Consider the following 25,511-nt stretch of genomic DNA (forward strand, 5'->3'; position numbering starts at 1 on the left):
CAAGTCGAGACAGTACGCAGCCCTCCCCCCGCGCATCCATGCGCATTTGCCCCAGAGCGGAAGTCTTTCTCATTAAATATAGTCATAACTACATTAAGGAGCCACCCCGGCCACCAGGAGACTGCCCATGCCCACGATCCACCGGCGCCTGCAGCGGCGTCAGACCTTGCTGCCCCACGCCCTGTGCCTGGCCATCGGCGCGCTGGCGGCCCAGCAGGCGGGTGCGAAGGCCGCCGAGCCGGCCGAGAGCGCGGACAAGGCCAAGCTGGAGGCGGTGGTGGTCTCCGGCCAGGGCCGGGTGCAGCAGCTGCAGAGCGTGCCCATCCCCATCCAGGTGCTGGGCGCCGAGCAGCTGAAGAAGAGCGGGGCGGCCAATCTGGGCGACATCGCCGCCACGGTGCCAGGTCTTGCCATGGACACCACCCAGGCCACCCAGCCCAGCCTGAGCCTGCGCGGCATCGGCACGCTGGACTTCGGCATCGGCACCGATTCGCCGGTGGGGATGTATGTGGACGGCGTCTATGCCGGCAAGACCGGCGGTGCCCTGCTCAACTTCAACGACGTCAAGCGCATCGAGGTGCTCAAGGGGCCGCAGGGCACGCTCTTCGGCCGCAACAGCGCCGGCGGCGCGATCAGCATCGTGACGAACGAGCCCGAGTTCGAGCGCAAGGGCAGCGCCCTGCTGCGCCTGGGCGAGCGCGGCCAGCGGGATGTGCAGCTGCTGGTGAACGAACCGCTCAACGCCGACCTCGCCCTGCGCGCCACCCTGGTCAGCCAGCGCAGCGACGGCTTCACGCAGGACGCCGGCACGGGCCAGCGCTTTGGTGGCGACCACAGCTGGGGCCTGCGCGCCAGCCTGCTGTGGCAGGGCGAGTCCGCCCGCGCCGTGCTGAGCCTGGAGCAGGAGACGCTGAAGCAGAACGCGCGTCCGGCCATCGGCCTGGTCCCGCTGCAATCGGGCGTGCCGCCCTTTCCTGCCGACCCGACGAGCTATGCCAACCCGCTCACCACGCCCTGGCGCAACGACGTCGCCGACCAGGGCGAATCCCGCGACTACCAGGGCGCCACCCTGCGCCTGAGCTGGCCCCTGGGCGGCTGGCTGGCGGGCGCGGAGCTGCAGTCGCTCACCGCCTGGCGCCACTTCAACAGCCGCAACCGCCAGGACAACGACGGCACCGCCAACCCCGCCCTCTACCTGGCCACCACCAACCGCGAGGGCAACACCAGCTGGCAGCAGGAGTTCCGCCTCAGCGGCAAGAACAGCCTCGTGGACTGGATGGCCGGCCTGAGCTTCTACCGCGAGCAGGCCCGCCAGGGCGCGGACGTGGACAGCAGCACCACCGCCCTGGACACCCTCTCCGGCAATGTTCTGGGCCTGCCGCTGTTCAGCACGGTCAACGGCCTGATCGACGCCGTGGGCATCCCCGGCCTGAACCTGCGCGAGCAGGCCTGGCACGAGCAGATGGACAACCGCGGCGCCTTCCGCGCCGTGGCCGTCTATGGCGACCTGATCTGGACGCTCGCCCCCGCCACCCGCCTCACCACGGGTCTGCGCCTGACGCAGGACCGCAAGACCTTCAGCTGGTCCAACCCGCTGCGCAGCGCGCCGGGGCTGGATGCGCAGCTGGCGGCGCTGGACGCCGCCGGCTTCTTCCCCGGCCTGGTCGCGGCCGGCGCCCTGAGCGAGGAGCAGGCCGCGCAGCTGCAGGGCGCCATGGCGGGCAATGTGCTGATCGCCACCAGCGGCGCCAGCACCGCACCGGTGGAGCGCCGCCAGCGCTGGCATGACGCCAGCCCGCGCCTGGTGCTGGATCACCGCCTGAGCCAGGACCTGATGGTCTACGGATCCTGGAGCAAGGGCTACCAGGCCGGCGGCTTCAACAGCCTGCAGGTCAATTCGGTCTACGAGCCCGAGCATGTGCGCAACATCGAGCTGGGCGCCAAGGGCCGGTGGGCAGACGCGGGCCTGAGCTATGCGGCCTCGCTGTTCCAGTACCGCTTCGACAACCTCCAGACCCTGCAGCTGGTGCCCAACGCCGGCGGCGGCATTCCCGCCTACCAGGTCACGATCAGCGACCAGCAGGCCCACGGCGCCGACCTGGACCTGCGCTGGCAGCCCGCCCGCAGCTGGCAGCTCTTCGCCAATGTGCAGTGGCTGGACCAGACCTACCGCCACGGCCAGAGCAGCCTGGGCCATGCGCTGGACGGCCAGCCCGCGGGCGCGCCCAAGGTCCAGGCCAGCGCCGGCTTCGAACATGGCTGGGCCATGAGCGGCGGCCTGGCGAGCCTGCGCCTGCAGTGGAGCCACCAGAGCGCCACGCGCTGCAGCGAGGAGTCCTATGTGCAGGGCCTGTGCCTGCAGGGCCAGGGCTGGCGCGTGGGCGGCAGCCGGCAGCGCCTGGACGGCCGCCTGGCCTGGGAATCGGCCGATGCCCGCTGGGGCCTGGCCCTGGTCGGCCGCAATCTGCTGGACCGGCGCGAGATCCAGCGGGTCTGGTACGAGGCCACGCCGCTGGGCGCCGCCTACGCCACCCTCGCCCGGCCCCGCAGCCTGGCCCTGGAAGCGCGGGTGAGCTACTGATGGGCAAGACCTGGCCCCACGGCCTGGCGCTGCTGGCCGCGGCCCTGCTGTGCGCCTGCGGGCAGGCGCCGCAGCCGCCCGGCCCCGCTGACGTCGAGCGTGCCGAACGGGCCCGCCCCGCCGACGCCCGCCTGGCCCAGCGCTACGAGCAGGCCTGCGTGCTGTGCCATGCGCGGCCCGACAGCGGCGCCCCGCTGAGCCACCATGCGCCCAGCTGGTCCGCCCGCCTGGAGCGCGGCCTGCCCGCGCTGGTACAAAGCGTGCAGGCCGGCAAGGGCGGCATGCCCGCTGGCGGCCTCTGCGCCGACTGCAGTCCGCAGGACCTCGAATCCCTGACCCGTTTCATGAGTGGCCCCTCGCCATGACTTCACGACGCGATTGCCTCAAGACCGCGGCCGCCCTGGGCGGCGGCCTGGCCCTGCCCGCGCTGGCACAGACGGAGGCGGCTTCCGCGGCCCCCGCGGCCAGCGCCGCTGCTGCACCCCGCCCCCGTGCACCCCAGCGTCCGGCCGTGCCGGCTGCCGGCACGGCGGCCTCCGCCGCGCCTGCCGCCCCTGCCATCCCGCCGCTGGCCGCCCAGCCTGCGCGCGCCTGGCAGAACTGGTCCGGCCTGCAGCGCTGCGAGGCCGCCTGGCTGCTGCCCACGTCCGAGGAGCAGCTGGCCGCCAGCCTGCCCGCGCTCCAGGGCCCGATTCGCTGCGTGGGCGCCGGCCACAGCTTCACCGCCCTGGTGCCCACGCCGGGCACCCTGATCTCCCTGGACCGCCTCAGCGGCATCGTCGAGGTGGACAAGGCCGCGATGACCGTGCGCGTGAAGGCCGGCACCCGGCTGGGCACGCTGGCCCGCGAGCTGGACGCGCAAGGCCTGGCCCTGCACAACCAGCCGGACATCGACGTGCAGACCCTGGCCGGCGCGCTGTCCACCGGCACCCATGGCACCGGCCTCACCCTGCCGGCCCTGCATGCCGAGGTCCAGGCCCTGCGCCTGCTCACGCCCCAGGGCGAACTGAAGGAGGCCAGCCGGCTCAAGGAGCCCGAGCTCTTCGATGCCGCCCGCGTCTCCCTGGGAGCCCTGGGCGTGATCACCGAGTACACCCTGCGCGTGCGGCCCCGCTACATGCTGCGCCGCAAGGTCTGGCTGGAGCGCACCGAATCCCTGCTGGAGCGCGCGCCGACCCTGGCCCGCGAGAGCCGGCATTTCGAGCTCTATGTGCTGCCCTTCACCGGCTACGCGGCCGGCATCACCCACATCGAGGTGCCGCCAGGCGCGCCCGAGCGCCCGCACAGCGCCGACGAAAACGTGCTGGCCGACCTGCAGAAGCTGCGCGACTGGCTGGGCCGCTGGCCGCAGCTGCGGCGCTGGGCCGCCGCCAAGCTCATCGACCCGGCGCAGACCGAGCACGCGCTGGACTGGTCCCACAAGCTGCTGTCCACCGCGCGCCCCACGCGCTTCAACGAGACGGAGTACCACCTGCCGCGCGAGCAGGGCCTGCCCTGCCTGCGGGCCGTGGTGGCGCAGCTCGAGAAGCGCAACGAGGTCTTCTTCCCGCTGGAGTTCCGCTGGGTGCGGGCCGACCACGCCTGGCTGAGCCCCTTCTTCGAGCGCGACAGCTGCTCGGTGGCCGTGCATGCCAAGGCCGGCGAGGCCCATGACTACCTGCTCGGCGAGATCGGCCCGATCTTCCAGCGCCACGGCGGCCGCCCGCACTGGGGCAAGCTGCACACGCTGGGCGCGCGCGAGCTCGCCGCGCTGTATCCGCGCTTCAAGGACTTTCAGCAGCTGCGCGAGCAGCTGGACCCGCGCGGCCGCCTGCTCAACAGCCATCTGCAGCAGATCTTCGCAGGAGCCCCCCGTGCCTGAGACGCCCCCGCCCCAACGCTGGAACCGCCGCTGGAGCCGCCGCCGCTGGCTGGGCACCGGCGCCCTGCTGGCCGCCGGGAGCGCCTGGCTGGCCCGCCCTGCCGACCGCGGCGGCCCCGCCGAGCCCTACTTCCAGGGCCTGTCCCATGCCCTGCAGGCTGAGGGCCTGGCCCAGGCCCGCCTGGTGGTGGACCTGCCCCGGCTGCGCGCCAACCTTGCCCGCATCGGCGCCCATCAGCAGAAGACCGGCATGGCCCTGCGCGCCGTGCTGAAGTCCCTGCCCTGCCTGCCCCTGATGGATGAGGTCGCCAGCGCCTGGGGCAGCCGCAAGGTCATGGCCTTCAACGCCGCCCAGACCGCCGCCTTGCTGCAGGCCCGCCCGGACGCCCAGGTGCTGCTGGGCAAGCCCTTCCCCGTGGCCGCCGCCGCGCAGCTGCTGGACCAGCTGCCGCCGCCGCGCGTCGCCGCCATCGAATGGCTGGTCGACACCGAGGCGCGACTGGCCCAGTACCGCCAGCTCGCGCAGGCCCGGGGTCAGGTCTTGCGCATCAACCTCGAGATCGACGTAGGCCTGCACCGCGGCGGCTTCGAGGACGAAGCCAGCCTGGGACGCGCCCTGGCTAGTTTCAAGTCCTCTCCCGGCCTGCAGTGGCGTGGCTTCATGGGCTATGACGCCCACGTGGCCGCACTGCCGGACGTCGCGGGCATGCGCAGCACGGCCTGGGCGACGGCCCGCCAGCGCTACGAGCGCGCCTGGGCGCTGGCGCAGCAGCTGCTGGGCCCGCAGCGCCGGCAAGACCTGACCCTCAACACCGCCGGCTCGCCCACCTTCCGCCTGCATGACGGCCAGGGCGTGCCCAACGAGGTCTCGGTGGGCTCCGCGGCCGTGCTGCCCTCGGACTTCGACAAGCCCCTGCTGTCCGACCTGCAGCCCGCCCTCTTCATCGCCACGCCCGTGCTCAAGGCCTGGCCGCGCTTTCGCCTGCCCGAGGGCGCGACCTGGCTGAGCCGCGCGGCCCAGGCCTGGGACCGCAACCAGGAACGCGGCTACGCCATCCACGGCGGCCACTGGCTGGCCGACCCGGTCTCCCCGCCGGGGCTGCAGGCCAGCGGGCTCTACGGCCCCAGCTCCAACCAGCAGGTGATGGTGGCCAGCGACTCGGTGGAGCTGCAGGCCGACCAGCTGGTCTTCTGGCGGCCCCGCCAGAGCGAGGCCCTGCTGCTGCAGTTCGGGGACCTGCTGGTCTTCGACGGCCAGCGCATCACCGGCGCCTGGCCCGTCCTGCCCGCCTCCGCCTGATCCCCCGATGGGGTGTGGCGCCGGCGCCGATGACTTCAGTCATGCCTCTCCCGGGCATGCCTAGAATGCGCGCACTTTGCATTCGGCCCCGTCCCGGGGCGGCATGCCAAGACTGGCCGGCGGCACAGCCCGCCGGCAAGACAAGCATTCAACTCAAGAGGGAAAACTCATGAAGAAACTGATGGCCCTGGCCATGGCCGCCGCATTCGCCGCTCCCGCCTTCGCTGGCGACTTCTACGCTGGCGCCGACATCGGCCGCGGCAAGATCGACGGTCACACCGAAGTCATCGGCGGCACCACCGTCACCATGGCCGACTGGAAGGACACGACCTACTCCATCTTCGGCGGCTACCAGCTCAACGAGACCCTCTCGTTCGAACTGGGCTATCGCGGCATGGGCAAGAACACGGTCTCCGTGGGCACCAAGTCCGTTGAAGTGAAGGGCTCGGCCATCCAGGCTTCGATGCTGGCTTCCCTGCCCGTGGGCAATGACTTCAGCGTCTTCGGCCGCCTGGGCGTGAGCTCCTTCAAGGCCAAGGCCAGCTACAACGGCAACAGCAACAGCAGCAGCGAGTCCAAGGCCCTGGTGGGCTTCGGCGTCCGCTACGCCGTGAGCAAGGAAACCAACATCCGCGCCGAATTCCAGAAGCTGGCCTCCGACGCCAGCGCCCTGACCGTGGGCGTGGACTTCAAGTTCTGATGTCCTGAATCAGCATCGCTGATTTGAAAGCCGGGCCTGGTGCCCGGCTTTTTCATTTGACGATCAGCACCGCCACCGGCGACAGCGTCAGCACCTTCTGCGCCACGCTGCCCAGGATCACCGCATCAAGCCCGCGGCGGCCATGCGAGCCCATGATGATGAGGTCCGCCCCGCTGGCCCGTGCCTGCTCCACCACCGCCACCGCCGGGCCGTGTTCGCGCAGGATCAGGCTCTCGAAGGGCACGCCGGCCGCCTCGGCCTGCTGGCGGGCCTGGGCGATGCCCTCGTTCGCCGCCTGCTCCGCGGCCTCCAGGTAGTAGGCCAGGGCCTCGCCGCCGCCTTCCGGGAAGGCCACGAAGGGCACCGGGTCGATGACGCTGACGACCTGCAGGGTGGCGCCGTAGCGGCGCGCCATGTCCACGGCCACGCCGCAGGCCTTGAGGGCGGTGGAGGAACCGTCGGTCGGGAAGAGGATGCGCTGGAACATGGGGAGCTCCTGGATCTGTGCAGAGGGTTCGGGGTGCCGGCCGCAGCGGGCGCGTGCCAGGCCGAGCTTAGCCCTGCCGCGGCTCGCGCCCAAGCAGGCCAGGGCCGCAAGCCCGCTTCGATTGATTCAGCTCAAGCCTGGCCCGGCAGCGGTGCCGCGCGCACGCGCTGCACGCACAGCTGCAGCAGACGGGCATCGCTGCTGGCACGGTGGCGATCAGGGCGCAGCTCCTCGCGCAGGGCGCGCAGGCTGTGGTCCCAGCCGCCCAGTTCCCGCTCGCTGAGCAGGGTGCGCACGTCCTCCAGGCGGAAGGCCGGGTTCAGCTCAGCCTCGTCAAAGAGCCGGGCGACCCAGGGATAGTCATGGGCCCAGCCGTCGCAGTAGACGGTCTGGCCGGCCAGGCGGCGGTTCAGTTCCGCGGCCACCCAGTCCACCGGCCGGCCGTGGCGCTGCAGCAGCTCGCGGCTGATGCCGTGAAGGGTCTCGGCGGCAGGGTCCCAGTGCAGCCAGGCCGGCGCGGGCCGGACCAGGGTGCAGAACAGGGCGCCGGCGGGCTCCACGAAGCCGATCTCGATGGGATAGCTGCCACGGCCGAAGCCGGAGGCTTCCACGTCGAGCACGGTGGGCAGCAGCATGGGCGGGTGGGCAGGAGGGATGGGCACAGTGTAGGCCGCCTGCCGGGCGCGCACAGCGTGTGGAGTCACCGGATCCGGGGGCGCTCGGGGCAAGCCAGGACCCCCGGCCGTGGCGCGGCGGTGTCCAATGGCCTTTTCCCAGCAAGGGCTCAGGCAGGCCCGGCAAGACCATGCACGACTTTCCCCTGACCGGACTGGTCCTCAGCGGAGGCGGTGCCCGTGCGGCCTACCAGGTCGGCGTGCTGCAGACCCTCATGCGGCTGCGGCGCGAGGCCCAGGGCGAGGGCAGCGGCCGCAGCAACCCCTTCGGCGTGATCGTGGGCACCTCGGCCGGTGCCATCAACGGCACGGCCCTGGCCTGCGGGGCGGACCAGTTCGACGGCGCGGTGGAGCGACTCGCCCACGTGTGGCGCCACTTCCGCGCCGAGCAGGTCTACCGCAGCGATTCGCTGGGCGTGGCCGGCAGCGGCGCGCGCTGGCTGACCATGATGTCCTTCGGCTGGGCCATGGCGCGGCTGCGACCGCAGTCCCTGCTCAACAACGACCCGCTGCAGGACCTGCTGCACGAGCTCGTGCCCATGGACCGCCTGCCGGCCATCCTGGGGCGGCGCCACCTGCACGCCCTGGCCGTCACCGCCTCCAGCTACAGCAGCGGCGAGCACGTGACCTTCTATCAAAGCGCCCGGCCCATCGAGCCCTGGGTGCGCTCGCAGCGCCTGGCCGTGCCGGCGCAGCTGAACCACCAGCACCTGCTGGCGAGCGCGGCCATCCCCTTCATCTTCCCGGCCAAGCAGCTGGGCAGCGAGACCGACCGCGGCTGGTTCGGCGACGGCTCCATGCGCCAGAGCGCGCCGCTGTCCCCCGCCATCCACCTGGGCGCCAAGCGCCTGCTGGTGATCGGCGCCGGGCGCATGCACGAGCCGCAGGGCCGCCGGACGCCCGACCAGGGCTATCCCAGCCTGGCCCAGATCGCGGGCCATGCGCTGTCCAGCATCTTCCTGGACGCGCTGGCGGTGGACATCGAACGCATGCAGCGCATCAACCGCACGCTCTCCCTGATGCCCGCCGAGAGCCGCAAGTACAGCCCGCTGCAGCCCATTGAATGCCTGGTGATCTCGCCCAGCCAGCGCCTGGACGACCTCGCTGCGAAGCATGTGGAGGACCTGCCCAAGCCCATCCGCCTGCTGCTGCGGGCCGTGGGCGTGCAGCAAGGCCAGGGCCAGGGCGCGGCCCTGGCCAGCTACCTGCTCTTCGAGGCCCCCTACACCCAGGCCCTGATGGACCTGGGGGAGCAGGACACGCTGGCCCAGAAGGAGCGCGTGCTGGCCTTCTTCGGCTGGGACCAGGCCCCGCAGCGCGCGGGGCAGACGCAGACGCAGACGCAGGCGGCGCTGGCCGCCGGGCGCTGAGTCAGTCCGGCAGCGAGGCGAACAGCGCCTGTGCGCTGCGCCCGACCTGCCGGGTGTCCCACCAGGCATAGGCCCCCACACCGGCCGCACCCGCCAGGGGCACCCAGCGCGCCACGGCGCTGCCCAGGCTGCGCTCGCCCAGCTTGACGCCGATGGCCTGCAGCACCCGCTGCAGCACCGCCTGGCCGGCACGCTCGCCGGCTCGCACGGCCAGGTCGCGCACGGCCTGCGCCGCGGTGTGGCGGAAGAGGCAGTAGAGCATCTGGTCCCGGCCGAGTTCGGCACTGTGGCCGTGCAGGGCGGCCACGTCGGCCACCAGCTGGGACTGGATGCGCCAGACAGCCAGCAGCTCGGGCAGGACCGTCAGCCAGCCCAGGGGCCCGGGAGGCAAGGCCAGGCCGGCCGCGGTGGCGGCGGCCTTGCGCGCCGCAGCCTCGGTCAGCGCGCGGGCCCGGGCCTCGCGCTCGGCCAGCGGGCGCTGCGCCTCGTCCGACGCGGGCTTGCGCGCCACCAGCTCCAGCAGGGCATCCGACCAGGCCCGATGGGCCTCCGGCAGGGCAGGCAGGGTGTTCATGGGGCCATTGTGGCGTCTCCAGCCCCGGCCCGAGGCCTGGCGTGGATTTAGGCGGGAGACTCTATCTACGCGTGCACCCTCTTGGTGTGCCCGGCCTCTTGCGACTAGGCTGAGCCCAACTTGGATACACACGGCCCGTGCCGGCGCGCCAGACCGGTGCGCCGCGGGCCCTCGCCGACCGCCATGCAACGTCGAACCCTCATGAAGCTGGGCCTGGGCAGCGGACTCCTGCTGACCCTGGCCGGCCTCGGCCTGCGCGGCATCGAGCCCGGCCTCCAGACGCCGGCCGACGGCCCCGTCCGCCAGAGCCCCCGCAGCCGCGCGCTGATGGGCGCCATCGCCCTGGCCGTGCTGGACAGCGCCTGGCCTGCCGATGCCACCCAGCGCAGCCGCGCCCTGCAGGCCCATCTGGACCTGGTGGATGGCGCCATCGCCGGCTTCCCGCCGGCCATGCAGGCCGAACTGGGCCAGCTGCTGACGGTGCTCAGCAGCGCCGCCGGCCGCCGCGGCCTGGCGGGCCTCGGCACGGACTGGCCCGAGGCCGCCACGCCCGCCGTGCAGGCGGCCCTGCAGTCGATGCGCGACTCGCGCCTCAGCCTGCGCGAGCAGGCCTACCAGGCCCTGCGCGACCTGCACTGCGCCGTCTTCTTCAGTGCCCCGCAGCACTGGTCCCTGATGGGCTATCCCGGCCCGAAGTCCTTCGAATGAGGCCGCGCCCATGAGCATGTTCCAAGACCCCATCCGCGAGGGGCTGGCCCAGGGCTGGCGTGTGCTGGGCGGCGGCCACGCGCCCCTGCCCGCGCAGCTCGACTGCGACGTCGCCATCGTGGGCAGCGGTGCGGGTGCCGGCATCAGCGCCGAGCTGCTGGTCCAGGCCGGGCTGAAGGTCGTGATCATCGAGGCCGGCCCCCTGCGCTCCAGCAGCGACTTCAAGCAGCGCGAGGCCGATGCCTACACCACGCTCTACCAGGAAGGCGCCGCCCGCAAGACCGCCGACAAGGCCTTCAACATCCTGCAGGGTCGCTGCGTGGGCGGCTCCACCACGGTCAACTGGACCAGCAGCTTCCGCACCCCGGCCGACACCCTGGCCTTCTGGGGCCGCGAGTTCGGCCTCACGGACCTCGGCGAGGCCGCCATGGCGCCCTGGTTCGCCCGGGCCGAGGCCCGGCTCAACGTGCACGACTGGGAAGGCACCCCCAATGCCAACAACAGCGCCCTGGAGCGCGGCCTGCAGGTGCTGAAGCTGGAGGCCAAGCGCATCCCGCGCAATGTGAAGGGCTGCTGGAACCTGGGCTCCTGCGGCCTGGGCTGCCCCACCAACGCCAAGCAGTCCATGCTGCTGACGACGATTCCTGCGGCCCTGGCCGGCGGCGCCACGCTGCTGGTGCAGACCCGCGCCGAGCGCCTGGAATGGTCGGGCGACACGGTGCAGGCCATCGTCTGCCGCCCCGTGGCGCTCAACGACGCCCCCGCCGGCCCCGAGCTGCGCGTGCGGGCCCGGCACTACCTCGTGGCCGGCGGCGCGATCAACTCGCCCGCCCTGCTGCTGCGCTCACAGGCGCCCGACCCCCACCAGCGCCTGGGCCGCCGCACCTTCCTGCACCCGGTGGTGATCTCGGCGGCGATGTTCGACGAAGCCATCGAGGGCTGGGCCGGCGCGCCGCAGAGCGTCTACACCGACCACTACCTGCACACCGACCCCATCGACGGCCCCCTGGGCTTCAAGCTGGAGGTGCCGCCCCTGCACCCGGCCCTGATGGCCTCCACCCTGGTGGGCCTGGGCGAGGGCTATGTGCAGACCCTGAAGCAGTTCCCGCATGCCCAGGCGGTGCTGGCCCTGCTGCGCGACGGCTTCCATCCGGAGTCGCCCGGCGGCCGCGTGCAACTGCGTGGCGACGGCAGCCCGGTGCTGGACTATCCCATCAACGCGACCCTGCTGGACGGTGCCCGCCGCGCCCTGCTGGCGATGGCCGAGCTGCAGTTCGCGGCCGGCGCCCGCACCGTGATGCCTCTGCACGAGCAGGGCCGCTTCGTGAAGAGCTGGGCCGAGGCCCGGGCGCAGATCCAGGCCCTGCCCCTGGGCGCGCAGCAGCTGCGCCTGGTCAGCGCCCACGTCATGGGCGGCTGCGGCATGGCGGCCGACGCCTCGCGCGGCGTGGTGCGCCCGGACGGCCGGCACTGGCAGCTGCGCAATCTCTCGGTGCATGACGGCTCCCTCTTCCCGACCAGCATCGGCGCGAATCCGCAGCTGTCCATCTACGGCCTGGCCACGCGCTTGACGGTGGGACTGGCCCGCGAGCTGGGCGGCCGGGACCTGAGCCACCCGGGCGCCGCCTGACGCCAAATCACAAGCCCCGCGTCGCCAAAGACCAAGCCAGGCGGCCCGCCGCTCCTTAAGCTTCAAGCCCATCTGATCATGAGGGGAAGACGCGATGCGACGCTGGAACGGCTGGGGCGAAGAATCCATCCACGCGACCATTGACGAGGGCGCCCGGGGCTTTCTGGAGGAGGCCCTGGGGTCGGGCGCGCCGCCGCAGGACGCGAGTCTCGCGGCGGCGCTGGCACGGCTGCCGGCCTCGCGCCTGAGCGCCGCGCAGCTGCATGGCGCCCCCGTGCCCCTGAGCATCGAGGCCGAGGACCGCCTGCGCGCCAGCTTCGGCCAGAGCCTGGGGGACTGGCTGCGCCTGCGCTTCGGCCAGATCGGCCCGGTCTGCGACGCCGTGGCCTCGCCGGACGCCGTCGAGCAGGTCCGCCCGCTGCTGGACTGGGCCCGCCAGCAGGGGCTGGTGGTGATCCCCGTGGGCGGCGCCACCAGCGTCGTTGGCCACCTCACGCCGCCGGCCGGCGAACGGCCCGTGCTGATGCTGTCGATGCAGCGCCTGCGCCGCCTGCTGAGCCTGGATGCCGCTTCGCAGCTGGCCCGCTTCGAAGCCGGCGTGCTGGGCCCGGACCTGGAGGCGCAGCTGCGCGCCGAGGGCTGGATGCTGGGGCACTATCCGCAGAGCTTCGAGTACGCCTCGCTGGGCGGCTGGATCGCCACCCGATCCTCGGGCCAGCAGTCGGCCCGCTACGGGCGCATCGAGGCGCTCTTTGCCGGCGGCCGCGTGGAGCTGCCGTCGTCCACGCTGGACATCCCCACCCTGCCCGCCACCGCCGCCGGCCCTGACCTGCGCGAATGGGTGCTGGGCTCGGAAGGCCGCCTGGGCGTGATCACCGAGGCCAGCGTGCGCATCAGCCGCGTGCCCGAGCGCGAGGACTTCGTCGCCTGGTTCCTGCCCAGCTGGGAGCGCGGCCAGGCCGCCGTGCAGGCGCTGGCCCAGGCCCGCCTGGGCCTCTCGATGATGCGCCTGGCCAATGCCACCGAGACCCTCACCACGCTGAAGCTGGCCGGCCACGCTGGCGCGATCGCCTGGCTGGAGCGCTACCTGGCGCTGCGCGGCTGCGCCGAGGGCAAGGTCCTGCTGATGCTGGGCTTCACAGGCGGTGCCGCGCAGGTGCGCGCGATGCAGGCGCTGGCGAGGCCGCTGCTGCGCGCGCAGGGCGGCGTCTCCACCGGCACCCTGCTGGGCCGCAAGTGGGCCGCCAAGCGCTTCCGCGGTGTCTACCTGCGCAATGCGCTGTGGGAGGCCGGCTATGCGGTCGACACCATGGAGACGGCCTGCGACTGGCCGCGCGTCACGCCCATGATGCAGGCCATGGAGCACGCCGGCCGCAGCGCGCTGGCGGGCCATGGCGAGCGCTGCCATGCCTACACGCATCTCTCGCACGTCTACCCGCAGGGCTCCAGCGTCTACAGCACCTTCGTCTTTCGCATCGGGCCGGACTTCGACGGCGCCTGGGCGCGCTGGCAATCGCTCAAGGCGGCGGTCAGCGAGGCCATCGTGCGCGAGGGCGGCACCATCAGCCACCAGCATGGCGTGGGCAAGGACCACGCGCCCTACCTCGGCGCCGAGAAGGGCGCGACGGGCCTGCGCCTGATCGACGGCCTGATCCGCGAGGCGGATCCGGGCGGCCTGCTGGACTCCGGCAATCTGCGGCCCTCGACGGCCCGCGCCCAGCCATGAAGCGCGCCGACAGCTGGGCCGCCCTGCGCCTGCACGAGACCGAGCCGCTGGACCTGCTGGTCATCGGCGGCGGCATCGCCGGGGCCGGCGTGGCGCTGGAGGCCGCGCGCTGCGGCGCCCGCGTGGCCCTGGTCGAGGCGCGGGACTTCGCGGGCGGCACCTCGTCCAAATCGTCCAAGCTCGTGCACGGCGGCCTGCGCTACCTGGCTCAGGGGCAGATCGGCCTGACCCGCGAATCCGTGCGCGAACGCAAGGCCCTGCTGCGCGACATGCCGGGCCTGGTGACGCCTCTGCGCTTCCTGCTGCCGGTGCGCCGCGGGGATCGCAAGGGCCGGCGCATCCTGGGCCTGGGTCTCGCGATGTACGACTTCTTCGCCGGCCGCCGCACGCGCCAGTGGCACGCGCCCGCCGCGGTGCTGGCGCAGGCGCCGCATCTGCAGGAGCAGGACCTCGCGGGCGGCTGGTCCTACCTTGACGCCCAGACCGACGACGCCCGCCTCGTGCTGCGCGTGCTCGCCGAGGCCCGGCTGCACGGCGCGCTGACGCTCAACCACGTGGCCGCCGAGAGCCTCATCGAGGCCGAGGGCCGCGTGCAGGGCGCCTGCCTGCGCGATGCGGCCAGCGGCGAGACCCGCGTGGTGCAGGCCCGCGTGGTCGTCAACGCCACCGGCGCCTGGGCCGACCGCCTGCGCCAGAACCTGGGCGAGGGCCCCAAGCTGCGGCCCCTGCGCGGCAGCCACCTCGTCTTCGAGGCCTGGCGCCTGCCCGTGGCCCAGGCCCTGGCCTTCTTCCATCCGAGGGACGGCCGGCCCGTGTTCGCCCTGCCCTGGGAGGGACGCACCCTGCTGGGTACCACGGACCTGGACCACCGCGACCCGCTGGACCGTGAGCCCGGCATCAGCGCCGCGGAATTCGACTACCTGATGCAGGCGGTGCGTGCCGCCTTCCCCAGCCTCGACCTCGGCCTGGAAGACGTGGTCTCGACGTTCTCAGGCGTGCGGCCGGTGCTGGACTCCGGGGACCAGCGTGACCCGTCCAAGGAAGCGCGCGAGCACCTGATCCTCGCCGAGCGCGGCCTGCTGACCGTCAGCGGCGGCAAGCTCACCACCTTCCGCGCCAGCGCCATCCAGGCGCTGCGCCGCGTGCAGGGCCGGGTGCCCGCCCTGCAGCGCCTGCGCCCCGATGCGCCCCTGCTGCGCACGCCCGGCATCGCCAGCCTGCAGGCCGCGCGTGCGCTGCCGCCGGCCCTGCGCGAGCGCCTGCTGGCCCGCTATGGCGACGCCACCGCCACCCTGCTGGCCGAGGCCCGGCCGGGCGAGCTGCAGGACATCCCGCATGCCCAGTGCTGCCTGGCCGAGCTGCGCTACGCCTGCCGCCACGAGGCCGTGCTGCATCTGGACGACCTGCTGCTGCGCCGCAGCCGCATCGGTCTGCTGCTGCGTGACGGCGGCGCGGCCCTGCTGCACACGCTGAGGCCCCTGGTGCAGGAGACCCTGGGCTGGAACGACGAGCGCTGGGACGACGAGTGCCACCGCTACCGCGACCGCGTGTTGCGCTGCTACGGCATTCCCACAGAATGGCGCCCATGACTGCCGAGACTACCCCCGCCCACCCGGATGAACTGATCCTCAGCCTGGACTGCGGCACGCAGAGCGTGCGCGCCCTGCTCTTCGACCTGCAGGGCCGGCTGCTGGCCAAGTGCCAGCAGTCGCTGGACGATTACGTGAGCCTGCAGGAAGGCTGGCTGGAGCATGACGCCGAGGCCTTCTGGCAGGCCGCGTCCGGTGTCTGCCGCGGCCTGTGGCAGACGCACCCGCAGCTGAAGGCCGCGGTGAAGGGCCTGGTGGTCACCACGCAGCGGGGCAGCCTGGTGCCGGTGGATGCCGGGGGTCAGGCCTTGCGCCCCTTCATCATCTGGCTGGACCAGCGCCGCGCCAGCCGTGCGCGCCCCATGGCGCCATGGTGGCGCCTGGCCTTCAAGGCCGCGCGGGTCGACGGCACCATCGACTACTTCAGCCGCGAGGCCGAGATCAACTGGATCGCCGAGCACGAGCCCGAGGTCGCGCGCCGCACGCACAAGCTGCTGCTGCTCTCGGGCTGGTTCCACTACAAGCTGACCGGGCGCTTCGCCGACTCCGTGGCCTGCCAGGTGGGCTATCTGCCCTTCGACTTCAAGCGCCAGGACTGGGCGGCCAGCTGGGACTGGAAATGGCAGGCCCTGGCCACCACGCCCGAGCAGATGCCCGAGCTGCTGCCGGTGGGCTCCACCATTGGCGGCCTGACCCGCGAGGCCGCCGCCGCCTGCGGCCTGCCCGAGGGCCTGCCGGTGATCGCCGGGGCCGCGGACAAGGCCTGCGAGATCGTCGGTGCCGGCGCCATCACGCCGGACATCGGCGCGCTGAGCTATGGCACCACGGCCACCATCGACATCACGACGCCGCGCTATGTCGAGGCCCTGCCCTTCATCCCGCCCTACCCGGCCCTGCTGCCGGGCCAGTACAACACCGAGGTGCAGATCTTCCGCGGCTACTGGATGGTCAGCTGGTTCAAGGAGCAGTTCGGCCACCCCGAATGCGTGGCGGCCGGCGAGCAGGGCGTGATGCCCGAGGTGCTCTTCGACCAGCTGGTGCGCGCCGTGCCACCCGGCAGCGAGGGCCTGATGCTGCAGCCCTACTGGACGCCGGGCATCCGCCACCCGGGGCCGGATGCGCGCGGGGCGGTGATCGGCTTCTCCGATGTGCACACCCGCGCCCACCTCTACCGCGCCATCCTCGAGGGCCTGGCCTACGCGCTGCGCGAGGGCGCCGAGCGCATCCAGCGCCGCGGCAAGACGGCCATCACCAGCCTGCGGGTCTCGGGCGGGGGCTCGCAGTCCGACGCCGCGCTGCAGCTGACGGCCGACATCTTCAACCTCCCCACCTCGCGCCCGCACACCTACGAGACCTCGGGCCTCGGGGCCGCCATCGCCGGCGCCGTGGGCCTGGGCCTGCACCGCGACCACGCCAGCGCCGTGGCCGCCATGACGCGCCTGGGGCAGACCTTCGAGCCCGTGCCCGCGCACGCCGAGCGCTACGAGGCGCTCTACCAGCGCGTCTACAAGCGCATGTACGAGCCGCTGCGGCCCTTGTACGCCGAGCTGCAGGACATCCTCCACCCGCGCTGAGGCCGGACCGGGCGAAGGGCCGCCGCGCTTGCGGCACACTTCGGCCCATGCCCGACCATTCGGCCCTCGCCTCCGCGGAGTCCCACCCGCTGCAACGCCTGCCTGGCGCCGCCCACGCCCGCGTGGTGGGTGCCTACGCACGCACCGCGGTGGAGACGGCCCAGTCGCTGGGCGTGGACCTGACCGCCCTCGCCCAGGCCTGCGACTGGCCGGCCCTTGCGGCCCAGCCTCTGCAGCTGCCCGAGGCGCTGCCCGTGGACCGCTACATCGCCTTTCTGCACGAGGCCGCGCTGCAGCTGGGCCACCGCCGCTTCGGCCTGGAAGTGGGCCGGCGCATGCAGCTCTCCACCTTCGCCAGCTACGGCCTGGTGCTGTGCGCCTGCCCCGACGTGCGCTCGGCCCTGGTCCAGACCCAGCGTTTCGAGGGCCTGGCCCACGACCTGGGCCGCAGCGAGCTGAGCGTGGAGGGCGACACGGCCGTCTACCGCTGGCACAGCCCCTGGCTGGACCGCCCCGGCGCGGACCAGCTCGTGGAGAGCGTGATGATGGGCATCTACAGCTTCGGCCACTGGCTGGTGGGCCGCCAGCTGCCCCTGAGCCAGCTGCGCTTCGCCCATGTGCCTTCCGAGGCGGACACGGCCGCGTGGTACGGCCAGCTGCTGGGCGTGCCGGTCGAGTTCGGCGCCGCGATCACCGAGGCCCGCTTCCCCGCCGCCCTGCTGGACCTGCCCCTGGCCAATGCCGACGCCAGCATGTTCCCCGCCCTCGCCCAGGCCGCGGAGGCGCGGCTCTCGGCCCGCCTGCGCGAGACCCAGGAGCCCGCCCTGGTCCAGGCCCTGCGCCAGGACATCGCCGCCCAGCTGATGCAGGGTCGCGCCACCCTGGCCCTGCTGGCCGAGAGCCGCCAGCTCTCCGCGCGCAGCCTGCAGCGGCGGCTGGCGGAATCGGGCCACAGCTTCAGCCAGCTGCTGGACGAGGTCCGCAAGGAGCTGGCCCAGCGCTACCTGCGCCAGCCCGAGCTCTCGCTGACCGACGTGGCCTTCCTGCTGGGCTTCAGCGAGCAGAGCAATTTCAACCACGCCTTTAAGCTGTGGTTCGGCGCCTCGCCCGCGGCCTGGCGGGCGCAGCAGCGCTGACGCGCCGGCTCACTCCCGCGACGTTCGCAGCCAGCCGGGGGCCGGGTCCCCGGGCACATGGATGCGTGCCTTGATGTGCTTGAGCTGCGCCACCAGGGTGAAGCTCATCAGCACCAGCAGGCTCCAGGCACTCCACTTGCTGACATGCACCGTGGCCCAAGCGCCCAGCTGGTTGGGGTAGCGCCACAGGCCCAGGAAGGTGCCCAGGTTCTCGGCCAGCCAGATGAAGAAGCCGATCAGCACGAGCGCCAGCGGCAGCGGCATGCGCAGGTCGCGCTGCCAGGGGCGGAAGACTACGGTCGAGCGCGCGTAGAGGCCCAGCGCGCCAGCGGCCAGGTACCAGCGCCAGTCGCCGATGTAGTGCTGGGTGAAGAAGTTCAGGTAGAGCGCGCCCGCCATCGCACCGGCCATCCAGTACGGTGGGTGATGAAGGATGCGCAGGTCGAAGAGCCGCCAGGCCTGGATGATGTAGCTGCCCACCGCGGCATACATGAAACCCGAGAACAGCGGCACGCCGAAGAGCTTGGTGTAGGCCGCTTCCGGATAGCTCCAGGACCCGATGGCCGAGGAGGTCTTGAACAGCTCCAGCGCCAGGCCCAGCAGGTGGAAGGCCGCGATGGCCTTGATCTCGTCCAGCGTCTCCAGGCCCAGGCGCCACAGGCCCCATTGCAGGGCCAGGGCGATGCCCAGCAGCAGGTCGTAGCGCGGCACGCCCAGCACGCCGCCACGGGGCACCAGGAAGACGGCCAGGAAGAAGAGCCCGGCGAAGATGCAGGCCTGGGCTTCCTTGCGGGTGAAGTGCCAGAGTTCAAGGGCCGGCACGCGCCAGCCTTCAGCGCTCATCTGTGCGTGACTCCAGAGCCTTGATCTTCACACCCAGCAGGGAGCGCACCAGCTTGAGCTCGTCCTGCGCCTGGATGTGCATCTCCGGCAGGTTGGGCGCGGTCAGCGTGATGTTGGCGGTGTAGCGCAGCTTCGCCTCGGTCCAGGGGAAACCGCCGCGCTGGACGGAGAAATCGGCAAACTCGGTGTGCACCGAGGCGCCCAGCAGCACATAGGCGGCCGAGGCGTGGCGGTAGTAGTCGCAGAGCTCCGCCTTGCCGCCCTCGACTTCCCAATGGCCCTTGCGCTCCTCCGCCCACAGCGTGACCTCGACGTCGTCGGTGTAGGCATCACAGGCGGTGGAGTCACCGGCATAGATCTGCATCTGGTGACGCATGACCCAGGGAATCAGCCGGGACTGCGCAAACAGCTGCTGGCCATGCACGAACCAGGCCGCGAGCAGGAACAGCGGCCAAAACAGTTTCTTCAAGGGGACCCTCCTCAGGCAATCCGGGGCATGTGCTGTGGATGGCGAGGCCTGCCCATGCCATGGCGGCCACGCTGCGGCCGGCATGGTAGCGGGTCTGTCACCCGATGGGATGGGCAGCGCTCCCCAGCACGCAGGCGGGGGATCTCAAGCCTTAAGCCCCAAACCTCAGGCCTCAGGCAAGGGCAGCGGCCCCAGCCCCTGCGCGCAGCGCGGGCACAGGCAGGCCTGCATGCGCAGCTCGGGCGGCACGCGGGCCAGGGCCTCGGGGCTGATGGGCGCGGTGCGGCACCAGCAGTCGCCCTCGAAGCTGCCGGTGCGGGCCGGCGTGCACTCGTTGTTCCCGCCGCACAGGGGGCAGCGGGTGTTGGGCAGGGGCATCGGGGCTGAGCTCATAGCGGGATCCATCGTGTGGCGCGGCGGCGCAGGCGCTCGTCCAGGGCCTCGCCGTCGAAGCTCACCTCGGCGCGCTGCAGCAGGGCGGGGTCGACACCATCGAAGGCGTTGACGCTGACGACGGCATAGCGGCGCCCCTCGATCTCGCTGACCACCCAGGGCGCGACGCCGCAGCGCGTGCACAGGTGGAAGTCCGCCGTGCGGGTCTCGAAGGCATAAAGGGTCAGGTCTTGCGGATGTTGGACCTGCAGGTCCAGCTGCGCGCCCGGATGGGCCGTCCACACCCCGCCGTGCTTGCAGCAGAAGCTGCAGCCGCAGGCGCGCGCGGGGATGGGCAGGGCGTCATCCGGCCACTGCAGGCGAAAGCGCAGGTTCTGGCAATGGCAGCTGCCGTGGATGAGCATGGCGAGGGCACTCCTGCAGTCGGGCGTCAGGGCTGGACGGGGTGGACATCGGCAGCGGCGCGCGCCGCGGCTGGGGCCGGCCCGGGCATTGGTCGAAGCCGACCTCGGCCTCGTACTGGGCCTCCAGGCGGTCGGCCTCTGCGGCCTCCGCCGGATCCAGGGGACGATAGTAGCGCCCGTAGGCCCAGCCATAGCCCCAGCGGAAGCCGGTGGGCCACAGGGCGCTGCCGCCCATGCGCACGCCTTGGAACATCGTCGCGGCACGGGCTGGGTCGTCCGTGCGCTCCAGCACGCAGGCGCGCAGGGCCTCGTCGGCCTTCAGGCGTTCGGCCTCGGTGCCGCCGCGCCAGTAGGCCCGGTCATGGGCCACGCAGCAGGTGCACCAGTCCTTGCCCGTGCTCGCGGAGCGGTCGGGGTAGAGGCTGCAGCCATCGGTGGTGAAGGGGCGCAGGGTGTTCGGTGAGGCGCAGCCGGCCAGCAGGCTGGACAGCGCCAGCAAGCCCATCAGGCCGCGACGATTTCTCCGTGGAACTTCTGCGCAACTCACGGCTGATCCTCCTCTTCAAAGACTGGGGCCAGGTCTTGCCTGGCCCGCGTGCTTACGGCGGCGGGGTGCGGAGTCTTGCGCAGACAGGGACGCGGGCCAATCACAACAGCTCCAGCACGGCTTGCGGTTCCTGGCCGGTCGACGCCACATGGCGCACCTTGAAACGGCAGCGAGCCTTCGGCAGGCCCTGCGCAGGGATGTCAACGTCCAGGCGCCCATTGGCCTCGGCGTGCAGCTCCAGGTGCGTCAACTGTCCATCCGCCAGCGCGAAGACCAGGGCCTGGTGCCCCGCAGGCACCGCCTCGAAGCGCACGACGCGCCCGCACTGGTTCCGCTTGGCGCCGATGAACCGGCACAAGGCGCTGCGAGGAGTCCCCGCCTTGAGCACGAAGAGGCGGTCCCACCCGAAGCTCGTGAGGACCGCCAAGTCCAGCTCCCGACTGTCGGGCGAGCGGGCGATGCCCCCGATGCGCTCGCTGATCTGCCCCGCCGAGTCGGCCGCCAGGCCGCAACTGGACAAGGCCCCGCAAGCAAGGACCCAGCCTGCCAGGCTGCGGATGCCTCGAGCGTTGCTCATGGCAAAACCTCGTCGAAGCACGCGGCCAGCCGCCGTGCCGCCGCCTCGCTGAGCCCCACGATCTTGTCCGTGGCCTGGAGATCGACGGTCAGGCTCACACGGGGTGTCTGGCGTGCCAGGCCCGGACGCGGCGGGCAGGCGCTCACCGCACGGACGTCGCCGCGCGCCACCCGGCCGCGTCCGCCGCTGTTCTCGCTGGCAAAGAGGTAGACCACGTCCCCCGCGGCGATGTGCTGGCCGCCGTACATGGTCTTCTGCGCCCCAAAGTGCCCGCTGGCAGCGCCAGCGTCCGGCAGCGCTGCCTTGAGCGCATACGCAACCCTCGCGGCTGGCGCGGGGTCAGGTCTTGCGCCGTGCGTGGCCATCAGAAGCTGGACCCCGGCTGCTGCAGGAAGGCCAGCTCCTCTGGCGTCGACTCGCGCCCGAGGATGGCATTGCGATGCGGGTAGCGGCCGAAGCGGTCGATGATGGCCTTGTGGCGCCGCTCGAAGTCGAGATTGCTTGCGGGCGCCCATTGCTCGAAGAGGCGCTCGGCGGTCTCATGGATCCGGCGCGACTCGCTGTGCATGAAGGGCATCAGCAGGAAGTTGCGCTCGTCCGGCGACAGCGCCTCCAGCGCGCCCGCGGCCACGGCCTCCTGCGACAGCGCCAGGGCCAGCGGGTCCTGGGCGAAGGCGCGTGGCGTGCCGCGGAAGATGTTGCGGGAGAACTGGTCCAGCACGATCACCTCGGCGAGGCGACCCTGCGGCGTGTGGCGCCAGTCCTGCAGCTCCGCCTGCGCGGCCCGCTCCAGCAGGGGCAGGAAGCGCTCGCGCAGCTGCGCATCGAAGGCGGGGTCGACGGCCCACCACTGGCGGGGTTCGATCTCCCGGAACCAGAAATCCAGAATCTGCTGAGGCATGTGAGTTCCTGTGAGTGGCGCGACGGTCGGGGCCAGGCCCTGCGGCGGTCCGGCCGTCAGTGACGGGTGTCGAGCAAGGCCAGCAGGACGCTCACCCCGCTCGCCAATGCGGTGAGGGCCAGCAGCACGGCGACAGCGATCAGGACCGGCTCCACCCACCCCTTGCGCGGATAGCCCCGCCCGAAACGTGCCAGCACGCGGGTGGTCTGCGCCTTGCCCGAACCGTAGTACCAGGCCACCAGCAGCGTCAGGCTGGCCAGATTGCACAGCAGGTCCATGGCTCGGTTCCCCACAGCGAACAGGCTCACGAGCAGCAGCAGGCCCATCGCCACCGCCATGCCCACGGCCCACTGGCGGGACTGCGCGGCGCGGGCGTGCTCGCCCATCGCCTCCCAGTTCTTCATGTGCAGGATGGCTCCGAAGACGGGGCTGAAGAACAGGCTCCAGGCGGCCGCGGCGTTGGGATTCCAGAGCCTGGGCGGGCGGGTGGGCGGGGGTGTGGCGCCTTGCTGGGTCGCTTGTGTTGCATCCATTTGCTTCTCCCTCTTGCTTGTCTTCAGGGGGTGGGCGCGGCCACCTCGGTGGGAGGGCTGCGCCGGCGCAGCCGCTGCCAGCCCGCGCCTGCCAACATGGCCAGGGGCAGCACGATGGGCGCCAGGAACCAGACGGCCAGCGCGGCGCAGTAGAAGCCGGCCTCGAAGCCCGGTCTGGCGGAGCCGTGCAGGAAGGTGAAACCGAACAGGAAGCCGTAGACGAAGGGCAGCAGCAAGACCAGCACGACGCCGGCGGCCAGGCCGCCCATCGCTGCACGGCGGTATCGCGAATGCCAGAGCCGCCAGCCCAGCCAGGCCAGGCCCGCAAGCAGGAGCGCCATCAGCAGGAGATACATCAGCCGCCGGCCCCCGACGGTGTGGGCACCAGGCGCTCGGCCACCACCGCAGTGCCGCAGGCCGTGACCATCAGCAGGCTGCCTTGCGGCCCCACGGTCTCGTGGTCCAGCTTCACGCCGACGACGGCATTGCCGCCCAGCTCCATGGCCTGGGTCTGCATCTGCCGCAGGGCCTGGCTGCGGGCCTGCGCGAGCTTGCGCTCGTAGCCTCCCGCGCGGCCGCCGTAGCGGTCCCGGAAATCGGCCACCATGTCCTCGAACAGGTTCGTGCCCAGCACCACCTCGCCGGTGACGATGCCCAGGTAGCGGGTGATGACGGCGCCATCAATACCCGTCGTGGTGGTGGTGATCATGCCCTGCCCTCTCCTGGCCGCTGTCTGCAGCAGCCGTCTCATGTATGGACTGCATGGTAGCGGAAGGCCTTGCCCCGCCGCTCAGGCGGGGCGATGCTCCGTGCCCTCGCCCCAGGTGATGAAGAGCAGGCGGCTGGGTGCGGCGACCTTGGCGGTATGCCAGCAGCCGCGCGGCACGATCACCGCGCCCCGCCCGCTGAGGCGCGTGCGCTGCAGCCCGCCGGCCTGCTCGATGAGCATCTCCACCTCGCCGTCCAGCAGGTAGACGAACTCATCGCCGCCGGGATGGCGCTCCCAGCTGGACCAGTCCTCGCTGCAGCAGAACTCGGAGACCAGCCAGGCCCGGCCCAGCGCGTCCAGCTCCTGCGGGAGCCGGGACCAGAAGGCCGCGCCACCGGGCATGGCCTCGATGGCGCCTCCGGCCCGCAGAAGTGCGTAAAGCTGTTCAGGATCAATGGACATGGGGACGCTCCAGGGGTCAGGTCTTGCCTGATGGGTCTGCGGCGACGCCATGCCCCAGCATCCGCTGGTGCAGGCGCCGCCAGGCCGAGGCACCGGTCTGCTCGATGAGGGAGACGCTTGCCAGCGTGAGCCGCAAGGGCGGGGCCTTCGCGCAGGCGGCGAAGGCCGGCTCGTCATTCCCCGCGGCGACCGGGTTGCGGGGATGGGCCAGTGTCAGGTGGGCCGGATGCATGCGTACCGACTCGTTGCGCAGCACCCAGCGGCGCAGGGCCTGGAAGCCGTCCGCGCCCGCCGTGCAGGGTCGCAGGAGGCCATGCCCCTGGAATCGCTCGGCCGGGCCGAACACCAGGACCAGGGCACCGAAGGGCCAGCAGTCCAGCCGCTCCTGCAGCTGCGGCCAGCCCATCGCCTGGATCTCGTCCTCGCGGCACAGGGTGACATGGGCCGCGATCAGGCCGGCCTGGACCGGGTCGAGCCGCGCGCGCAGCGCATCGAGCGCCGGCCCCTCGGGAGGCGGGACGAAGAGCGTCAGCTGGCGGCGCACACAGGGGGCATCATTCATGGAGATGGGGGGGCTTGGCGATCAACGCAGGCGGCCCACGAAGCCCTCGGCAGCCTGTCGCGCTGGCGCGATACTGCCCGGACTCGCGGTCCGCGTCCACCAAACCCGGCCCTGCCCCGTTGAGGGCTGGGCATGCGGGCCGCGCCCATGAGCCCCAGCCCCGGAGAAGAACCATGAACTACAGAAGACAGCTGCTGCAGGCCAGCCTCGCCACCGCCCTGCTGGGCCCCTTCGCCCGCCCGGCCCTGGCCGACCGCGACGACGGCGACTACAAGATCCTGCAGGCCCGCTACGGCACGGCCGATCGCAATGTGGACGTCACGCCCCGCCTGCGCGAACTGGCCCGCGAGGACCGCCGCGTGCGCATCACCAACGACCTCTTCGGTGTCGACCCCGCACCGGGCCATCGCAAGACCCTGCGCATCATCGCCCAGGGCCCGGACGGCCGCACCCGGACCTTCGACTACGAGGAGTTCAGCCACATCGACGGCAACCAGTTCATCGGCTGGGGCCGCGGCAACTGGGGGCATGACAACTGGAACGGCGGCTGGAACGGCGACCGCCGCGATCCCGAGGTGCCCCGCCGCAACGGCGACGACGGCGACTACCAGATCCTCCAGGCCCGCTACGGCACCTCCGAGCGCAACATGGACGTGACGCCGCGCCTCAGGGAGCTGGCGCGCAGCGACGCCCGCGTGCGCATCACCAACGACCTCTTCGGCGCCGACCCCGACCCTGGTCACCGCAAGACCCTGCGCATCTATGCCCGCGGCCGCGGCGGCGACGTCCGGACCTTCGAGTACGAGGAGTTCAGCCATATCGACGGCAATCAGTTCACCGGCTGGGGCGGCGGCAACTGGGGTGACAGCAACTGGCGCGGCGGCTGGCATGGCCGCGAGGAGCGCGGCAATCTGCGCATCCTGCGCGCCACCTACGGCGCCAGCGGCCGCGACTGGGACATCACCGACCGCCTGCGCAAGCTGGTCCGCAACGGCCAGAGCCTCGAGGTCTACGTGGACAACCAGCTGGGCGGGGGCGACCCCTACCCCGGCCAGCGCAAGATCCTCATCGTCAGCTACAGCTTCGGCAACGGGCCCGCGCAGGAGCTGCGCGTGGAAGAGCGCGAGACGCTGCGCCTGCCCTGATCTGACCCTGTGAAGGCAGTCTCCAAGGGCTGCCTTCCTGTCGTCAGCCCCGCCTG

At 72.0% G+C, this 25,511-nt stretch carries 29 protein-coding genes; 13 read left to right on the forward strand and 16 right to left on the reverse strand.

Features of this window, described 5'->3' with window-relative positions:
• Positions 1 to 127: 127 nt before the first annotated feature.
• The 5 genes from O9Y01_RS04715 to O9Y01_RS04735 all read left to right on the forward strand — a co-directional run bounded on the left by O9Y01_RS04715 (position 128) and on the right by O9Y01_RS04735 (position 6,442).
• On the forward strand, positions 128 to 2,581 hold the full coding sequence (locus tag O9Y01_RS04715; protein ID WP_269630319.1) for a TonB-dependent receptor: 2,454 nt from the start codon (positions 128 to 130) through the stop codon (positions 2,579 to 2,581).
• Positions 2,581 to 2,946: a c-type cytochrome gene (locus O9Y01_RS04720; RefSeq protein ID WP_269630320.1), complete on the forward strand. Its 366-nt coding sequence runs from the start codon at positions 2,581 to 2,583 to the stop codon at positions 2,944 to 2,946. Before O9Y01_RS04715 ends, O9Y01_RS04720 begins: the two co-directional genes overlap by 1 nt.
• Positions 2,943 to 4,442: a D-arabinono-1,4-lactone oxidase gene (locus O9Y01_RS04725; protein WP_269630321.1), complete on the forward strand. Its 1,500-nt coding sequence runs from the start codon at positions 2,943 to 2,945 to the stop codon at positions 4,440 to 4,442. Before O9Y01_RS04720 ends, O9Y01_RS04725 begins: the two co-directional genes overlap by 4 nt.
• A complete protein-coding gene (locus tag O9Y01_RS04730; RefSeq protein ID WP_269630322.1) occupies positions 4,435 to 5,742 on the forward strand; it encodes an alanine racemase in 1,308 nt (435 codons plus the stop codon). The genes O9Y01_RS04725 and O9Y01_RS04730 overlap by 8 nt, the downstream gene beginning before the upstream one ends.
• 169 nt (positions 5,743 to 5,911) lie before the next feature.
• Positions 5,912 to 6,442, forward strand: coding sequence for an outer membrane beta-barrel protein (locus O9Y01_RS04735; protein WP_269630324.1), 531 nt, complete (start codon positions 5,912 to 5,914; stop codon positions 6,440 to 6,442).
• A 52-nt stretch (positions 6,443 to 6,494) separates the two neighbouring features.
• Here the strand turns inward: O9Y01_RS04735 and O9Y01_RS04740 are convergent, their stop codons facing one another.
• Together O9Y01_RS04740 and O9Y01_RS04745 are read right to left on the reverse strand one after the other, a co-directional pair.
• Positions 6,495 to 6,929: a universal stress protein gene (locus tag O9Y01_RS04740; protein ID WP_269630325.1), complete on the reverse strand. Its 435-nt coding sequence runs from the start codon at positions 6,927 to 6,929 to the stop codon at positions 6,495 to 6,497.
• A 131-nt stretch (positions 6,930 to 7,060) separates the two neighbouring features.
• Positions 7,061 to 7,564 (reverse strand): 3'-5' exonuclease, encoded by a 504-nt coding sequence (locus O9Y01_RS04745; RefSeq protein WP_269630326.1) that lies wholly within the window; start codon positions 7,562 to 7,564, stop codon positions 7,061 to 7,063.
• A 170-nt stretch (positions 7,565 to 7,734) separates the two neighbouring features.
• Between O9Y01_RS04745 and O9Y01_RS04750 the strand changes: the two genes are divergently transcribed.
• A complete protein-coding gene (locus tag O9Y01_RS04750) occupies positions 7,735 to 8,973 on the forward strand; it encodes a patatin-like phospholipase family protein (RefSeq protein WP_269630327.1) in 1,239 nt (412 codons plus the stop codon).
• A gap of 1 nt (position 8,974) precedes the next feature.
• Here O9Y01_RS04750 and O9Y01_RS04755 read toward each other — a convergent pair whose 3' ends face one another.
• The gene (locus O9Y01_RS04755; protein WP_269630328.1) at positions 8,975 to 9,547 is read right to left on the reverse strand and encodes an EcsC family protein; all 573 of its coding nucleotides are present in this window, start codon (positions 9,545 to 9,547) and stop codon (positions 8,975 to 8,977) included.
• Between the two features lie 183 nt (positions 9,548 to 9,730).
• Here O9Y01_RS04755 and O9Y01_RS04760 point away from each other — a divergent pair, with 183 nt between their 5' ends.
• The 6 genes from O9Y01_RS04760 to O9Y01_RS04785 all read left to right on the forward strand — a co-directional run bounded on the left by O9Y01_RS04760 (position 9,731) and on the right by O9Y01_RS04785 (position 17,910).
• Positions 9,731 to 10,255 carry a hypothetical protein gene (locus tag O9Y01_RS04760; RefSeq protein WP_269630329.1) on the forward strand — a complete coding sequence of 175 codons (525 nt, stop codon included), beginning with the start codon at positions 9,731 to 9,733 and terminating at the stop codon, positions 10,253 to 10,255.
• A gap of 10 nt (positions 10,256 to 10,265) precedes the next feature.
• A complete protein-coding gene (locus O9Y01_RS04765) occupies positions 10,266 to 11,885 on the forward strand; it encodes a GMC family oxidoreductase (RefSeq protein ID WP_269630330.1) in 1,620 nt (539 codons plus the stop codon).
• 94 nt (positions 11,886 to 11,979) lie between these two features.
• On the forward strand, positions 11,980 to 13,611 hold the full coding sequence (locus O9Y01_RS04770; RefSeq protein ID WP_269630331.1) for an FAD-binding oxidoreductase: 1,632 nt from the start codon (positions 11,980 to 11,982) through the stop codon (positions 13,609 to 13,611).
• Complete coding sequence (locus O9Y01_RS04775) at positions 13,608 to 15,200, forward strand: glycerol-3-phosphate dehydrogenase/oxidase (RefSeq protein WP_269630332.1); 1,593 nt, start codon at positions 13,608 to 13,610, stop codon at positions 15,198 to 15,200. The genes O9Y01_RS04770 and O9Y01_RS04775 overlap by 4 nt, the downstream gene beginning before the upstream one ends.
• A complete protein-coding gene (locus tag O9Y01_RS04780; protein WP_269630333.1) occupies positions 15,197 to 16,774 on the forward strand; it encodes an FGGY-family carbohydrate kinase in 1,578 nt (525 codons plus the stop codon). Before O9Y01_RS04775 ends, O9Y01_RS04780 begins: the two co-directional genes overlap by 4 nt.
• A gap of 47 nt (positions 16,775 to 16,821) precedes the next feature.
• Positions 16,822 to 17,910, forward strand: a complete 1,089-nt coding sequence (locus O9Y01_RS04785) for an AraC family transcriptional regulator (RefSeq protein ID WP_269630334.1) — start codon at positions 16,822 to 16,824, stop codon at positions 17,908 to 17,910.
• Between the two features lie 9 nt (positions 17,911 to 17,919).
• Here the strand turns inward: O9Y01_RS04785 and O9Y01_RS04790 are convergent, their stop codons facing one another.
• The 13 genes from O9Y01_RS04790 to O9Y01_RS04850 form a co-directional block, all read right to left on the reverse strand.
• On the reverse strand, positions 17,920 to 18,753 hold the full coding sequence (locus O9Y01_RS04790; RefSeq protein WP_269630335.1) for a DUF817 domain-containing protein: 834 nt from the start codon (positions 18,751 to 18,753) through the stop codon (positions 17,920 to 17,922).
• Positions 18,743 to 19,222, reverse strand: a complete 480-nt coding sequence (locus O9Y01_RS04795; protein WP_269630336.1) for a hypothetical protein — start codon at positions 19,220 to 19,222, stop codon at positions 18,743 to 18,745. Before O9Y01_RS04795 ends, O9Y01_RS04790 begins: the two co-directional genes overlap by 11 nt.
• 165 nt (positions 19,223 to 19,387) lie before the next feature.
• On the reverse strand, positions 19,388 to 19,615 hold the full coding sequence (locus O9Y01_RS04800; RefSeq protein WP_269630337.1) for a cysteine-rich CWC family protein: 228 nt from the start codon (positions 19,613 to 19,615) through the stop codon (positions 19,388 to 19,390).
• Positions 19,612 to 20,019 (reverse strand): GFA family protein, encoded by a 408-nt coding sequence (locus tag O9Y01_RS04805; protein ID WP_269630338.1) that lies wholly within the window; start codon positions 20,017 to 20,019, stop codon positions 19,612 to 19,614. Before O9Y01_RS04805 ends, O9Y01_RS04800 begins: the two co-directional genes overlap by 4 nt.
• Positions 19,958 to 20,524: a hypothetical protein gene (locus O9Y01_RS04810; protein WP_269630339.1), complete on the reverse strand. Its 567-nt coding sequence runs from the start codon at positions 20,522 to 20,524 to the stop codon at positions 19,958 to 19,960. The genes O9Y01_RS04805 and O9Y01_RS04810 overlap by 62 nt, the downstream gene beginning before the upstream one ends.
• A 142-nt stretch (positions 20,525 to 20,666) precedes the next feature.
• Positions 20,667 to 21,143, reverse strand: coding sequence for a hypothetical protein (locus O9Y01_RS04815; protein WP_269630340.1), 477 nt, complete (start codon positions 21,141 to 21,143; stop codon positions 20,667 to 20,669).
• The gene (locus O9Y01_RS04820; RefSeq protein WP_269630341.1) at positions 21,140 to 21,508 is read right to left on the reverse strand and encodes a hypothetical protein; all 369 of its coding nucleotides are present in this window, start codon (positions 21,506 to 21,508) and stop codon (positions 21,140 to 21,142) included. Before O9Y01_RS04820 ends, O9Y01_RS04815 begins: the two co-directional genes overlap by 4 nt.
• Positions 21,508 to 22,044, reverse strand: coding sequence for a DUF924 family protein (locus tag O9Y01_RS04825; RefSeq protein WP_269630342.1), 537 nt, complete (start codon positions 22,042 to 22,044; stop codon positions 21,508 to 21,510). The genes O9Y01_RS04820 and O9Y01_RS04825 overlap by 1 nt, the downstream gene beginning before the upstream one ends.
• A gap of 56 nt (positions 22,045 to 22,100) precedes the next feature.
• Positions 22,101 to 22,577: a hypothetical protein gene (locus O9Y01_RS04830; protein WP_269630343.1), complete on the reverse strand. Its 477-nt coding sequence runs from the start codon at positions 22,575 to 22,577 to the stop codon at positions 22,101 to 22,103.
• Positions 22,578 to 22,600: 23 nt separating this feature from the next.
• Positions 22,601 to 22,918 (reverse strand): hypothetical protein, encoded by a 318-nt coding sequence (locus tag O9Y01_RS04835; RefSeq protein ID WP_269630344.1) that lies wholly within the window; start codon positions 22,916 to 22,918, stop codon positions 22,601 to 22,603.
• Positions 22,919 to 22,932: 14 nt separating this feature from the next.
• Positions 22,933 to 23,286 (reverse strand): heavy metal-binding domain-containing protein, encoded by a 354-nt coding sequence (locus O9Y01_RS04840; protein ID WP_269630345.1) that lies wholly within the window; start codon positions 23,284 to 23,286, stop codon positions 22,933 to 22,935.
• An 81-nt stretch (positions 23,287 to 23,367) separates the two neighbouring features.
• Entirely contained in the window at positions 23,368 to 23,748 is a 381-nt protein-coding gene (locus O9Y01_RS04845; RefSeq protein WP_269630346.1) for a cupin domain-containing protein, read from the reverse strand.
• Between the two features lie 16 nt (positions 23,749 to 23,764).
• Positions 23,765 to 24,310, reverse strand: coding sequence for a hypothetical protein (locus O9Y01_RS04850; protein ID WP_269630347.1), 546 nt, complete (start codon positions 24,308 to 24,310; stop codon positions 23,765 to 23,767).
• A 173-nt stretch (positions 24,311 to 24,483) separates the two neighbouring features.
• On the opposite strand from O9Y01_RS04850, the gene O9Y01_RS04855 reads away from it, so the two are divergent.
• A complete protein-coding gene (locus tag O9Y01_RS04855; RefSeq protein ID WP_269630348.1) occupies positions 24,484 to 25,455 on the forward strand; it encodes a hypothetical protein in 972 nt (323 codons plus the stop codon).
• The last annotated feature ends 56 nt before the right edge of the window (positions 25,456 to 25,511 follow it).

Source organism: Pelomonas sp. BJYL3 (assembly GCF_027257975.1).
Lineage (GTDB): Bacteria > Pseudomonadota > Gammaproteobacteria > Burkholderiales > Burkholderiaceae_C > Roseateles_B > Roseateles_B flavus.